The 12,251-nt window shown below is 73.1% G+C and carries 13 protein-coding genes; 6 read left to right on the plus strand and 7 right to left on the minus strand.

The window, feature by feature from the left end; translation table 11 throughout:
• Positions 1–2: 2 nt before the first annotated feature.
• Together LG395_RS05460 and LG395_RS05465 are read right to left on the minus strand one after the other, a co-directional pair.
• Entirely contained in the window at positions 3–590 is a 588-nt protein-coding gene (locus LG395_RS05460) for a TetR/AcrR family transcriptional regulator (protein WP_171154575.1), read from the minus strand.
• The gene (locus LG395_RS05465) at positions 587–2,101 is read right to left on the minus strand and encodes a 3-hydroxyacyl-CoA dehydrogenase (protein WP_225808634.1); all 1,515 of its coding nucleotides are present in this window, start codon (positions 2,099–2,101) and stop codon (positions 587–589) included. The genes LG395_RS05460 and LG395_RS05465 overlap by 4 nt, the downstream gene beginning before the upstream one ends.
• A 158-nt stretch (positions 2,102–2,259) precedes the next feature.
• Between LG395_RS05465 and paaN the strand changes: the two genes are divergently transcribed.
• Positions 2,260–3,951, plus strand: coding sequence for a phenylacetic acid degradation protein PaaN (gene paaN / locus LG395_RS05470; protein WP_225808635.1), 1,692 nt, complete (start codon positions 2,260–2,262; stop codon positions 3,949–3,951).
• Between the two features lie 158 nt (positions 3,952–4,109).
• Here the strand turns inward: paaN and LG395_RS05475 are convergent, their stop codons facing one another.
• Genes LG395_RS05475 through LG395_RS05485 form a run of 3 tightly spaced genes read right to left on the minus strand, consistent with a single transcriptional unit; the run spans position 4,110 to position 6,834 of the window.
• On the minus strand, positions 4,110–4,862 hold the full coding sequence (locus LG395_RS05475) for a TrmH family RNA methyltransferase (protein ID WP_225808636.1): 753 nt from the start codon (positions 4,860–4,862) through the stop codon (positions 4,110–4,112).
• Positions 4,859–6,070 carry an HTTM domain-containing protein gene (locus tag LG395_RS05480; protein WP_225808637.1) on the minus strand — a complete coding sequence of 404 codons (1,212 nt, stop codon included), beginning with the start codon at positions 6,068–6,070 and terminating at the stop codon, positions 4,859–4,861. Before LG395_RS05480 ends, LG395_RS05475 begins: the two co-directional genes overlap by 4 nt.
• A complete protein-coding gene (locus LG395_RS05485) occupies positions 6,067–6,834 on the minus strand; it encodes a DUF5819 family protein (protein ID WP_225808638.1) in 768 nt (255 codons plus the stop codon). The genes LG395_RS05480 and LG395_RS05485 overlap by 4 nt, the downstream gene beginning before the upstream one ends.
• 431 nt (positions 6,835–7,265) lie before the next feature.
• On the opposite strand from LG395_RS05485, the gene paaA reads away from it, so the two are divergent.
• The 5 genes from paaA to LG395_RS05510 are packed head-to-tail and all read left to right on the plus strand — an operon-like array spanning position 7,266 to position 10,961.
• Positions 7,266–8,282 carry a 1,2-phenylacetyl-CoA epoxidase subunit PaaA gene (paaA, locus tag LG395_RS05490; protein WP_225808639.1) on the plus strand — a complete coding sequence of 339 codons (1,017 nt, stop codon included), beginning with the start codon at positions 7,266–7,268 and terminating at the stop codon, positions 8,280–8,282.
• The gene (gene paaB / locus LG395_RS05495; protein WP_171154589.1) at positions 8,279–8,566 is read left to right on the plus strand and encodes a 1,2-phenylacetyl-CoA epoxidase subunit PaaB; all 288 of its coding nucleotides are present in this window, start codon (positions 8,279–8,281) and stop codon (positions 8,564–8,566) included. Before paaA ends, paaB begins: the two co-directional genes overlap by 4 nt.
• Positions 8,563–9,318 carry a 1,2-phenylacetyl-CoA epoxidase subunit PaaC gene (gene paaC / locus LG395_RS05500; RefSeq protein WP_225808640.1) on the plus strand — a complete coding sequence of 252 codons (756 nt, stop codon included), beginning with the start codon at positions 8,563–8,565 and terminating at the stop codon, positions 9,316–9,318. Before paaB ends, paaC begins: the two co-directional genes overlap by 4 nt.
• Positions 9,312–9,896, plus strand: coding sequence for a 1,2-phenylacetyl-CoA epoxidase subunit PaaD (paaD, locus tag LG395_RS05505; RefSeq protein ID WP_225808641.1), 585 nt, complete (start codon positions 9,312–9,314; stop codon positions 9,894–9,896). The genes paaC and paaD overlap by 7 nt, the downstream gene beginning before the upstream one ends.
• Complete coding sequence (locus LG395_RS05510; protein WP_225808642.1) at positions 9,897–10,961, plus strand: 2Fe-2S iron-sulfur cluster-binding protein; 1,065 nt, start codon at positions 9,897–9,899, stop codon at positions 10,959–10,961.
• 83 nt (positions 10,962–11,044) lie between these two features.
• On the opposite strand, the gene LG395_RS05515 is transcribed toward LG395_RS05510, so the two are convergent.
• Together LG395_RS05515 and LG395_RS05520 are read right to left on the minus strand one after the other, a co-directional pair.
• Positions 11,045–11,374: a rhodanese-like domain-containing protein gene (locus LG395_RS05515; RefSeq protein ID WP_171159882.1), complete on the minus strand. Its 330-nt coding sequence runs from the start codon at positions 11,372–11,374 to the stop codon at positions 11,045–11,047.
• A 49-nt stretch (positions 11,375–11,423) separates the two neighbouring features.
• Positions 11,424–12,236, minus strand: coding sequence for a hypothetical protein (locus LG395_RS05520; RefSeq protein WP_171154596.1), 813 nt, complete (start codon positions 12,234–12,236; stop codon positions 11,424–11,426).
• Positions 12,237–12,251: the final 15 nt, after the last annotated feature.

Here is a 12,251-nt window from a genome sequence, read left to right on the forward strand (position 1 = left end):
GGTCAGTCCTGGCGCAGCCCCGAGAAGACCAGCCTGACGACGGCGTCGGCCACCTCCTGGCCGCTCGCGCCCCGCGCGTCCGGCCGGTACCACTCCACGATGGAGTTGATCATCCCGAAGACCAGCCGGGTGGCCAGGCGGACCTCCACGTCGCCGCGCACGTCCCCCTCGGCCGCCGCCGCCTTCAGCAGCTCGGCGACCCGGTGGTCGAAGTCGCGGCGCCGCTCCAGCGCCCAGCGCTCGGTCTCGGTGTTGCCGCGCACGCGCAGCAGCAGCGTCACATAGGGCAGCTCGGCTATGAGCACCTCGACCATGCGGCGCACGACGTGCTCCAGCCGTGCGGCCGGGGGGCCCACGCGCGCGTGCTCCTCGTCCAGGATGGCGAACAGACCGTCCAGGGCCCGGCTGACGGCCCGGCGCAGCAGCTCCTCCTTGCCGCTGACGTGGTGGTATATCGACGACTTGGAGATGCCGGCCGCCTGGGACAGGTGCTCCATGGAGGTGCCGTCGTAGCCGCGCTCGTTGAAGACGCGGACGGCGACGGTAAGCAGCGTCTCGGGGGTGTAGGTGTCGCGCCTGGCCGTGGTCATGAGGTGCCCTCCCGTTTGTCCTGGGCGTACGAGTGGCGGTACAGCGCCAGGGAAGGCGCGTAGCGGCCGGAGGGCTCGCGTTCGTGCAGCTCGTCCAGCAGTTCGTGGGCCCAGGCACGGGGCAGGCCGCGGCTCCACTCGAAGGGGCCGAGCGGGTAGTTGACGCCGAGGCGCATCGCGGTGTCGATGTCCTCCTCGGTGGCGACGCCCTTGGCGACGGCGTCGTGCGCGAGGTCGATGATGCGGGCGACCGTGCGGGCGACGATCATGCCGGGGACGTCGCCGATGACGCTGACGTCCTTGCCGAGCGCTTGGAAGAGGCCGGTGGCCTCGGCGAGGGTCTGCGGCAGGGTGTCCTGGGCGGTGGACAGGGCGATGCGGGTGGCCTCGCGGTAGTCCAGGGCGAGGTCGAAGAAGACGACGTCGCGGAACTCCACGGAGGTCTGGCCGTCGGCGAGGGCCAGCTGGCCGCCGCTGGGCAGCACCAGGCGGGTGCCGTTGTCCTCGTCCTCCTCGCGGACCGGGATGCCGGCCTCGCGGATCATCGCCAGCAGGCCGGCGGCCGGGCCCAGGTCGCCCTCCGCGACGACGTAGGCGGGCGGCTGTTCCTTGTCGGCGGTGTGCGGCTCGGGCCGCTCGGCGCCGTCCGCGTAGTCGTACCAGCCGCGCCCGCTCTTGCGGCCGAGCCGTCCGGACTCCACCAGCCGGCGCTGCGCGAGCGAGGGCGTGAAGCGCGCGTCCTGGAAGAAGGACTGCCACACCGAGTGGGTGACGGACTCGTTGACGTCCTGGCCGATCAGGTCGGTCAGCTCGAACGCGCCCATCTTGAAGCCGCCGCACTCCCGCAGCACCGCGTCGATGGTGGCGGGGTCGGCGGCCTGGGCCTCCAGGACGGCGAACGCCTCCGCGTAGAACGGCCGGGCGATGCGGTTGACGATGAAGCCGGGGGTGTCCGCACAGGCCACCGGGGTCTTGCCCCAGGCGCGGGCGGTCTCGTACGCGCGCGTGGCCGACGTGACGTCGGTGGCGAACCCGGAGACCACCTCGACCAGCGGCAGCAGCGGCGCCGGATTGAAGAAGTGCAGGCCGACGAAGCGGCCGGGGTGGCGCAGGACGCCGCCGACGGCCGTCACCGACAGCGAGGAGGTGTTGGTGGCGAGCAGGCAGTCCTCGGCGACTATCTCCTCCAGCTCGCCGAAGATCCGCTGCTTGACGTCCAGCCGTTCCAGGACGGCCTCCACGACCAGCCCGCAGTCGGCCAGCTCCTCGAGGCTGTCCACGGGCTCCAGGCGGGCGAGGGCGGCGTCGCGGCCGGCTGCGGTGAGCCGGTCCTTGGCCACGAGCCGGTCGAGCCGGGCGCCGATCGCTTCGGCCGCCTCCCGGGCCCGCCCGGGTGCGGCGTCGTAGAGCCGCACGGGGTGCCCGGCGACCAGCGCGACCTGGGCGATGCCCTGGCCCATGGTGCCGGTGCCGACGACGGCCACGGGGCTGCTGAGGTCGAGTCCTGTCATGTGCGCGATCCTCCCGCACGGGGTTTTCCACAGATGCGGCGGACCCCCTTGTACCGACCGATCGTTCGGTTACTCTAGCTCTGACCGTCCCATCCCGCTGCTCTTTCTGCCAGGTCCGAACTCGACGACGAGTTCTCCAGACGAGGAGTTGGTCCCGCATGGCCGCCGAACTGACCGCGCCCGAGCTGATCGAGAAACACCGGCCGACGCTCGACCAGGCCCTGGAGGCCATCCGCACCCGCGCCTACTGGTCCCCGCACCCCGAGCACCCCAAGGCCTACGGCGAGGGCGGAAGCCTGGACGCCGCCGCGGGCAAGGCCGCCTTCGACGCCGTGCTGGGCACCCGCCTCGACCTGGGCCAGCCCGGCACGGACGACTGGGTGGGCGGCGAGGTCTCGCCGTACGGCGTCGAGCTGGGCGTGACGTACCCGCACGCGGACCTCGACGTGCTGCTCCCGGCCATGCGGGCCGGGCAGCGGGCCTGGCGGGACGCGGGCCCGGAGGTCCGGGCGGTGGTCTGTCTGGAGATCCTCAAGCGGATCAGCGACCGGACGCACGAGTTCGCGCACGCCGTCATGCACACCAGCGGGCAGGCGTTCATGATGGCGTTCCAGGCGGGCGGCCCGCACGCCCAGGACCGCGGCCTCGAGGCCGTGGCGTACGCGTACGCGGAGCAGGTCCGCACCCCGCGGACGGCGGAGTGGACCAAGCCGCAGGGCAAGCGCGACCCGCTGGTCCTCACCAAGCGGTTCACCGCGGTCCCGCGCGGCATCGGCCTGGTCATCGGGTGCAACACCTTCCCGACCTGGAACGGCTACCCGGGCCTGTTCGCCTCGCTGGCCACCGGCAACGCGGTCCTGGTCAAGCCGCACCCGCGCGCGATGCTGCCGCTGGCGCTGACCGTCCAGGCCGCCCGGGAGGTGCTGGCCGCAGCGGGCTTCGACCCGAACCTGGTGGCGCTGGCCGCCGAGCGCCCCGGCGAGGGCATCGCGAAGACACTCGCCACCCGCCCCGAGATCAAGATCATCGACTACACCGGGTCGACGTCCTTCGGCGACTGGCTGGAGGCCAACGCCCGCCAGGCGCAGGTCTACACGGAGAAGGCCGGCGTCAACACGGTGCTCGTGCACTCGACGGACGACTACAAGGGCATGCTGTCCAACCTGGCGTTCTCGCTGTCCCTGTACAGCGGCCAGATGTGCACTACCCCGCAGAACCTGCTCATCCCCCGCGACGGCATCACCACCGACCAGGGCCCCAAGTCGTTCGACGAGGTCACCGCCGACCTCGCCCGCGCGGTCGACGGTCTGCTCGGTGACGACGCGCGGGCCAACGCGCTGCTGGGCGCGATCGTCAACCCGGACGTCAAGGCCCGTCTGGAGGCCGCGGCCGGTCTCGGCGAGGTCGCCCTCGCCTCCCGCGAGGTCACCAACCCGGAGTTCCCGGGCGCGGTGGTCCGCACCCCGGTCATCGTGAAGCTGGACGGCGCCAAGCCGGACGACGAGGCCGCGTACATGAGCGAGTGCTTCGGCCCGGTCTCCTTCGCCGTCGCCGTCGACTCGGTGACGGACGCGGTCGAGCTGCTGCGCCGCACGGTCCGCGAGAAGGGTGCGATGACGGTCGGCGCCTACACCACGGACGCCGGGACCGAACGCGCCGTCGAGGAGGTCTGCCTGGAGGAGGCGGCCCAGCTCTCCCTCAACCTGACGGGCGGGGTCTACGTCAACCAGACGGCCGCGTTCTCCGACTTCCACGGCTCGGGCGGCAACCCGGCGGCCAACGCGGCCCTCACCGACGGCGCGTTCGTCGCCAACCGCTTCCGCGTGGTGGAGGTGCGCCGGGAGGCCTAGGTCTTCCGTTGGGATCAGGCCGGATCGGGGAGCGGGGCCCGGTGCCGTGCGTCGCACGGCGCAGGAGGACGCCATCGCGGCGCCAAGGCGACCGACGACAACGCGGCGAGGCGCGGTGCCAGACCCCGCCGGCCCGGCATGATCCGGACGAGAGACCCCTAGGCGCCGCGCACGGTGCCGGTCGCGCTCCAGTGGTACAGCGTCATCGCCACGCTGGTGGCCAGGTTGTAGCTGGAGACCTGGGGGCGCATCGGGAGGCGCAGCAGATGGTCGGCCCGGGAGCGCAGTTCCGGTGACAGTCCGGAGCGTTCCGAGCCGAAGGCCAGCACGGCGTCGTCGGGCAGCCTCGTGCCGCGGATGTCCTCGCCCTCCGGGTCGAGGGCGAACAGCGGCCCGGCGGGCAGTTCGTCCGTGCCGAGGCGCTCGACGGCGGTGGCGAAGTGCAGGCCCGCGCCGCCGCGCACCACGGTGGGGTGCCAGGGGTCGAGCGTGCCCGTGGTGACCACACCGGTCGCCCCGAAACCGGCGGCCAGCCGGATCACGGCACCGGCGTTGCCCAGGTTGCGGGGGTTGTCCAGGACGACGACGGGCGCGGTGCGGGGCGTGCGCGCGAGCGCGCGCAGGTTGGCCTCGCGGGACGGCCGTACCGCGAGGGCGGCCACACCGGTCGGATGGGGGCGCGGGACGAGCGAGGCGTACTCCTGGCCGGACACCTCCACGAGGAGGGCGTCCAGGGTGTCGCGCACGTCCCCGGCCAGCTCCTCGGCGAGGGCCAGGGCGGCGCGCCGGTCCGTGGTGACCGCGACCGGCACCTCGGCCCCGAAGCGCAGCGCGTGCTTCAGGGCGTGGAAGCCGTCGAGCAGCACGGCGGTGTCCGCGTGCGCGCGCCAGCGGCTCAGCGGGTCGCTCATGCGGTGAACCCTACGTGGTCCGCCGCGCTCTCCTCCGAGGAGCGCGGAGCGGGCACCGTACGGCCTCCGTGCCGGGCGAACCGCCCCCGCGCGCGGGCCGCCAGATCGCCCAGCCGGCGCAGGAAGGACGTCGGCAGGAAGACCGCGTCGGCGGTGATCATCGCCAGTGAGAAGAACGGCAGTCCGAGGACGACCGCGATCACGGCGTGCTCGGTCATCATCAGCACCAGCAGGACGTTCTTGACCCGTCGGTTGAACAGGGTGAACGGGAAGGCGACCTGCACCATGACGGTCCCGTAGGCCACGATCATCATGATCGTGCCGCTGGACGACATCAGGTCGGCGAGGCCGGGCCAGGGCGAGAAGTAGTCCAGGTGGAGCGGGTAGTACACGGCGGTGCCGTCCTGCCAGCGCGAGCCCTGGATCTTGTACCAGCCGGCCGTGGCGTAGATCAGACAGGCCTCGGCCATGATCACGACGAGGGCACCGTTGTGCAGGACGTTCGCGATGACGTCCAGCAGCATCCGTGGCTGCCGCCATGCCTCCCGGCGCCCGGTGACCCACCACAGGCCGAGCCCGGCCCAGGCCGTCCACAGCAGCGCCTGGATCAGCCACCCGTTGTCGAACCGGCCGGTCACCGTCGCCGTGCCCAGCGCCAGTCCGAGCACCGCCCACAGCACCGGCCCCACCCGGTCGGCGGGCGACCGCTCGCCCCCCGCGCGCGCCGCCGCGGCGTCGGCCGCGCGCCGCGCGTCGAGGGACCAGACCTGGCCGCAGCGCGTGAACACCAGGTAGATGGCCATCAGGTGCAGGACGTTGTCGCCGCCGTCGCCGACGAACACGCTGCGGTTCTGCAGCGACAGCACGCCCACCATGAACAGCACGGACGCGGTCCGGGTGCGCCAGCCGAGCAGGAGGGCCGCGCTGGCGAGGACGGCCAGCGCGTAGCAGCACTCGAACCAGAGCCGCCCGTCGGACCAGAGCAGCGCCGTGAAGGCGTGGTTGTCGGCGGTCAGCTGCCTGGCGAGGTTGAAGCCCCACGGCCCGGAGGGGCCGTACAGCTCCTGGCGGTGGGGGAACTCACGCAGCAGGAACAGCAGCCAGGTCCCGGCGAAGCCGATCCGGATCACGGCGCTCTGGTAGGGCCCGAGGGCCGCCCCGGTGACCCGGGCGATGCCGCGCGACAGCGTCAGGGAGGGACGGTTCACCGCACACCTCCGGCGGCCTCGTCGGCGGTCACGGACCACCAGGGCAGCAGGCGCAGGACGGGCTTGTCGGAGACCCGCTCACGGCTCCACGACGGCGGCTGCACATTGGTGGTGCTGGAACGGATCTGCACGCGCTGTATCACGCCTTCCCGGCTCGTCGGATCGTCCCGGTACAGGCGCATCACCGCGATCCGGCGCAGGTACTGCTCGGACAGCGACCCGCGCAGGCCGACGGGACGGTTGTCGGCGGCGTGGGTGGCGGTGAAGAAGTCCCAGGCCCGGCGCAGCTCGTTCTGCTGGGTGTGGCTGGGCGCCAGGTTGCCGTCGATGGCGGCGCCGTCCTGGGCGGACAGGTCGGTCCACCCGGTGGTGCGCAGGTCCCCGTCCCGCATCCGCACCTCGGCGCGGACCTGGACGGCGATGTTCTGCTGCAGCGGGTTCGGGGCGAACAGCTTCCAGTTCTGCTCGAACTCCGGGTAGACCCACTCCTCTATCGCCTTGCCGTGCTGTTTGGTCACGGTGTTCGCGGGCGCGAGGCTGAGGAAGACCATCAGCAGGTGCACACAGGCGGCCACGGCGACGACGGCGAGCGCCAGCGCGGCACCGGCCTGGTAGCCGGGGGAGAGCGCGGCGAGGCCGGTGCGGGGTCCGGGCACGTCGGTGGGCGGCGCGGGCGGCGGCTGCGCGGGTCCGTCCGGGAGACGCGTCCCGGGCGGCCCGTCCGGGCCCTGCGGACCCCGCGAGTCCTCGTCGTACGCGTCCATCGCGTCCCGTCCCCCGTTTCGGCTCGTGTGGCTGGTCGGTCGTGCGGCCCGGCGGCCCGGCCCAGTCGGTCGGCTGAGCGGGGTGCGCGGGAGCGCGACGCGGTCTCAGGCGTCGCACGGTGCACGAGCGCCACGTCTGGGCGCTCGCACGGAACGGTACTCAGCCCCGGGCCCCGGGCGCAGCCCCGGGTACGGGCCGACCGTGGTGGTCCTCGCCACGGACACGGCCCCGGCCCGGGGCCGCGGGTACGGCCTGCCGCACCACGCCCGCCTCGTCCACAGGCTGTGGGCGGGGTTTTCCACAGCGGTTGACACCCACAGCGGCCCGGCACACCATGGACTACGCACGAACCGAACGATCGGTCGGGACTTCGGCCGGGACGTACGGACCGGACAGAGTTCACCGCAGAGCCCGAGGTCAGGGGGACCGCATGGCCACAGCAGCCGCGCAGCGCACGGCCGGCACCGAGGCGGACGGCACGCCGGACACCGCCGGCACGACGGACCACCAGCGCGCCTTCGACGCGGCCGTGGCCGCCGACGAACGCATCGAACCACGCGACTGGATGCCCGATGCCTACCGCGCCACCCTGGTCAGGCAGATCGCCCAGCACGCGCACTCCGAGATCATCGGCATGCAGCCGGAGGCCAACTGGATCACCCGCGCGCCCTCCCTGCGCCGCAAGGCGATCCTGATGGCCAAGGTCCAGGACGAGGCCGGCCACGGCCTGTACCTGTACAGCGCGGCCGAGACCCTCGGCACCAGCCGCGACGAGCTGCTCGACAAGCTGCACAGCGGCCGCCAGAAGTACTCCTCGATCTTCAACTACCCCACCCTGACCTGGGCCGACGTCGGTGCGATCGGCTGGCTGGTGGACGGCGCCGCGATCACCAACCAGGTCCCCCTGTGCCGCTGCTCCTACGGGCCGTACGCCCGCGCGATGGTGCGGATCTGCAAGGAGGAGTCCTTCCACCAGCGCCAGGGCTACGAGCTGCTGCTGGCGCTCGGCAAGGGCACCCCCGAGCAGCACGCCATGGCGCAGGACGCCGTGAACCGCTGGTGGTGGCCGTCGCTGATGATGTTCGGCCCGCCCGACGACGAGTCCCAGCACTCCGCGCAGTCGATGGAGTGGAAGATCAAGCGCCACTCCAACGACGAGCTGCGCCAGCGCTTCGTGGACATCTGCGTCCCGCAGGCCGAGTCCCTGGGCCTCACCCTCCCCGACCCGGAGCTGCGGTGGAACGAGGAGCGGGGGCACTACGACTTCGGTCCGATCGACTGGACGGAGTTCTGGGAGGTCCTCAAGGGCAACGGACCCTGCAACGAACAGCGGATCACCCAGCGCAGGCGCGCCCACGACGAGGGCGCGTGGGTACGGGAAGCGGCCGCGGCCCACGCGGCCAAGCACACCGGCGGTGCCGGTGGGACGGGAGCGACGCGAGCATGAGCACCACCGACTGGCCCCTGTGGGAGGTCTTCGTGCGCTCCCGGCGCGGCCTCTCCCACACCCACGCCGGCAGCCTGCACGCGCCCGACGCCGAAATGGCCCTGCGCAACGCCCGCGACCTGTACACCCGGCGCGGCGAGGGCGTCTCGATCTGGGTCGTCCCGGCCGCATCGATCACCGCGTCCTCGCCGGACGAGAAGGACCCGTTCTTCGAGCCGGCCGCCGACAAGCCCTACCGGCACCCGACCTTCTACGAGATCCCGGAAGGGGTGAAGCACCTGTGACCGCCACCGGCCCCGCGGCCCGCCCCGCCACCGGCCCCGCCCCCGTCCCGGTGACCGCCGCGCTCGCCCTCGGCGACGACGCCCTGGTGCTCTCCCACCGCCTGGGGGAGTGGGCCGGGCACGCCCCCGTGCTGGAGGAGGAGGTCGCCCTCGCCAACATCGCGCTGGACCTGCTCGGCCAGGCCCGGGTGCTGCTGTCCCTGGCCGGCGACGAGGACGAGCTGGCCTATCTGCGCGAGGAACGCGCCTTCCGCAACCTTCAGCTGGTCGAGCAGCCGAACGGCGACTTCGCGCACACCATCGCCCGCCAGCTGTACTTCTCCACCTACCAGCAGCTGCTCTACGCCGAACTGGCCACGGGCGACGGCGCCTTCGCGCCGCTGGCCGCGAAGGCGGTGAAGGAGGTCGCCTACCACCGCGACCACGCCGAGCAGTGGACGCTGCGGCTCGGCGACGGCACCGACACCAGCCATGAGCGGATGCGCCGGGCCTGTGACGCGCTGTGGCGGTTCACCGGCGAGATGTTCCAGCCGGTGGAGGGCCTGACCGCCGACTGGGCCCGCCTGGAGGAGAGCTGGCTGGAGTCCGTCACCGACGTGCTCGGCCGGGCCACCCTTCCGGTCCCGCAGGGGCCGCGCACCGGAGCATGGTCGGCGGGCGCCGGCCGGCAGGGCGTGCACACCGAGCCGTTCGGCCGGATGCTCGCCGAGATGCAGCACCTGCACCGCAGCCATCCGGGGGCGTCATGGTGACCGCCACCGCCCTGGAGGAACGGCTGCTGGAGCTGGCCGGCGCGGTGCCCGACCCCGAGCTGCCCGTCCTCACCCTGCGCGAACTGGGCGTGCTCCGCGCGGTGCGTGTCCACGGCGGCGACGGCGACACGGTGGAGGTCGACCTGACCCCCACCTACACCGGCTGCCCGGCCATCGAGGCGATGAGCCTCGACATCGAACGGGTGCTGCGCGCCCACGGCATGCGCGAGGTCACCGTCCGCACGGTGCTCAGCCCCGCCTGGTCCACCGACGACATCACTGCCGAAGGGCGCGAGAAGCTGAGGGAGTTCGGCATCGCGCCCCCGCGCGTACGCCACGGCGACGGCCCGGTGCCGCTGGCCCTCGGCCCGACCCGCACGCGCGCCCCGCACACCGCACACGCCCTATCGGCCGCCCAGGACGCACACGCCACGGACACCGCGGCCGAACCCCTGCGCTGCCCGCACTGCGGATCGGCCGACACCGAGCTGCTGAGCCGGTTCTCCTCCACCGCGTGCAAGGCGCTGCGTCGCTGCCTGGCCTGCCGGGAACCGTTCGACCACTTCAAGGAGCTGTGAATGGCCCGCTTTCACCTGCTCCCGGTGGCCGCGGTCGACCGGATCACCGACGACTCCGTCGCCCTCACCTTCTCCGTCCCGCCCGGGCTGCGCGAGGAGTACCGCCACGCGCCCGGCCAGCATCTCGCGCTGCGCCGCCGGGTCGACGGCACGGACATCCGCCGCACCTACTCGATCTGCTCCCCCGCCCCCGGCCCGGACGGCGAGGGCCCGGACAGCCTGCGGGTGGGGGTACGGCTGGTCGAGGGCGGGGCCTTCTCCGCGTACGCGCTGAAGGAGATCAACGTCGGGGACGAGCTGGAGGTGATGACCCCGGCGGGCCGCTTCACGCTGGAGCCGGCGCCGGGCCTGTACGCGGCGGTCGTCGGCGGCAGCGGCATCACCCCGGTGCTGTCCATCGTCGCCACACTGCTGGCGCGCGAGCCGGCGGCCCGGTTCTGCCTGGTACGCAGCGACCGTACGGCCGCCTCGACGATGTTCCTTGAGGAGGTCGCCGACCTCAAGGACCGCTACCCGGAGCGGTTCCAGCTGGTGACCGTGCTCTCCCGGGAGGAACAGCAGGCGGGACTGCCGTCCGGCCGGCTCGACCGGGAGCGGCTCACCGGGCTGCTGCCCGCGCTGCTGCCGGTGGACGAGGTGGCGGGCTGGTTCCTGTGCGGGCCGTACGGGCTGGTGCGGGGCGCGGAGCAGGCGCTGCGCGAGCTGGGCGTGGCCCGGGACCGGATCCACCAGGAGATCTTCCACGTGGACGCGGGTTCGGCCCCGGCGGCCGCGGCTCCGGCGCCCGCGCACAGCACCGTCACCGCGCGGCTCGACGGCCGCGGCGGCACCTGGCCGGTGCGGGAGGGCGAGTCGCTGCTGGAGACGGTGCTGCGCAACCGGCCGGACGCGCCCTACGCCTGCAAGGGCGGGGTGTGCGGTACCTGCCGGGCCTTCCTGGTCACGGGCGAGGTGCGCATGGACCGCAACTTCGCGCTGGAGACGGAGGAGACGGAGGCCGGGTACGTGCTGGCCTGCCAGTCGCATCCGCTGACGGAGAGGGTGGAGCTGGACTTCGACCGCTGAGGTCCGCGGGACCGTTCCCCGGTTCCTGGAGCCGGACGCCGTCGCTCGGCCCGGCGGCGTGCGCGGAGGGGCCGAGCGGCGCCCTAGAGGACGAAGCCCGGCTTGCCGTCGTCCGTGACGACCGGGCGGCCGGCGGCCTGCCAGTGCTGCATGCCGCCGTCGACGTTCACCGCGTCGACGCCCTGCTGGACCAGGTACATGGTGACCTGGGCGGAGCGACCGCCCGAGCGGCAGATGACGTGGACGCGGCCGTCCTGCGGAGCGGCCTCGGTCAGCTCGCCGTAGCGGGCCACGAACTCGCTGAGGGGGATGTGCAGCGCTCCCCCGGCATGGCCCGCCTGCCACTCGTCGTCCTCGCGGACGTCCAGCAGGAAGTCGCCGTCCTTGAGGTCCGTGACCTGGACCGTGGGCACACCAGCTCCGAAGTTCATGGCTCCGACGCTACCCGAAGCCGGGGGCGGGTCAGTCCTCGGCCAGCAGGGCGGCCAGTTCCGCCTCCCGCCGGGCGATGTCGCCGCGCAGCCGGTCGGCGATCTCTTCGAGCAGCCCGTCGGGGTCGTCCGGTGCGAGGCGGAGCATGCCGGCGATCGCGCCTTCCTCCAGTTCCCGGGCGACGAGCGTGAGCAGCTCCTTGCGCTGGGTGAGCCATTCGAGGCGGGCGTACAGCTCCTCGGCGGGGCTCGGGCGGCGCTCGGGCGGTACCGGCCCGGCGGCCCACTCCTCGGCCAGCTCCCTCAGCAGGCCCTCGTCGCCACGGGCGTAGGCGGCGTTGACCCGGCTGAGGAACTCCTCGCGCCGCTTCTGCTCCGCCTCCTCCTGGGCCAGGTCGGGGTGGGCCTTGCGGGCCAGCTCGCGGTACAGCTTGCGGGCCTCCTCGCTGGGCCGCACCCGCTGCGGGGGCCGTACCGGCTGGTCGGTGAGCATGGCGACGGCCTCCGGGAACAGGCCGTCACCGTCCATCCAGCCGTGCAGCAGCTCCTCCACGCCCGGGATCGGCATCACCTGGGCGCGGGCCTCCGCGGCGCGGCGGATGTCCTCGGGGTCGCCGGTGCGGGCGGCCTTCGCCTCGGCGATCTCCGCGTCCAGCTCCTCGATGCGGCTGTAGAGCGGACCGAGCCGCTGTTCGTGCAGGCGGGCGAAGTTCTCGACCTCGACGCGGAAGGTCTCCACGGCGATCTCGTACTCGATCAACGCCTGCTCGGCGGCCCGTACGGCCTGTTCCAGCCGTTCCTCGGGGCGGGGGGCCTGGGACTGGCCGGCTTCCGGGGTTGTCACCCGCCCAGCCTAGCC

Source organism: Streptomyces spinosus (assembly GCF_020400655.1).
Lineage (GTDB): Bacteria > Actinomycetota > Actinomycetes > Streptomycetales > Streptomycetaceae > Streptomyces > Streptomyces argyrophylli.

Bases quoted from the DNA above. Each gene is read 5' to 3' on its own strand.
- LG395_RS05460 (WP_171154575.1), bottom strand. From the start codon at position 590: ATGACCACGGCCAGGCGCGACACCTACACCCCCGAGACGCTGCTTACC.
- LG395_RS05465 (WP_225808634.1), bottom strand. From the start codon at position 2,101: ATGACAGGACTCGACCTCAGCAGCCCCGTGGCCGTCGTCGGCACCGGC.
- paaN (WP_225808635.1), top strand. From the start codon at position 2,260: ATGGCCGCCGAACTGACCGCGCCCGAGCTGATCGAGAAACACCGGCCG.
- LG395_RS05475 (WP_225808636.1), bottom strand. From the start codon at position 4,862: ATGAGCGACCCGCTGAGCCGCTGGCGCGCGCACGCGGACACCGCCGTG.
- LG395_RS05485 (WP_225808638.1), bottom strand. From the start codon at position 6,834: ATGGACGCGTACGACGAGGACTCGCGGGGTCCGCAGGGCCCGGACGGG.
- paaA (WP_225808639.1), top strand. From the start codon at position 7,266: ATGGCCACAGCAGCCGCGCAGCGCACGGCCGGCACCGAGGCGGACGGC.
- paaB (WP_171154589.1), top strand. From the start codon at position 8,279: ATGAGCACCACCGACTGGCCCCTGTGGGAGGTCTTCGTGCGCTCCCGG.
- paaD (WP_225808641.1), top strand. From the start codon at position 9,312: ATGGTGACCGCCACCGCCCTGGAGGAACGGCTGCTGGAGCTGGCCGGC.
- LG395_RS05510 (WP_225808642.1), top strand. From the start codon at position 9,897: ATGGCCCGCTTTCACCTGCTCCCGGTGGCCGCGGTCGACCGGATCACC.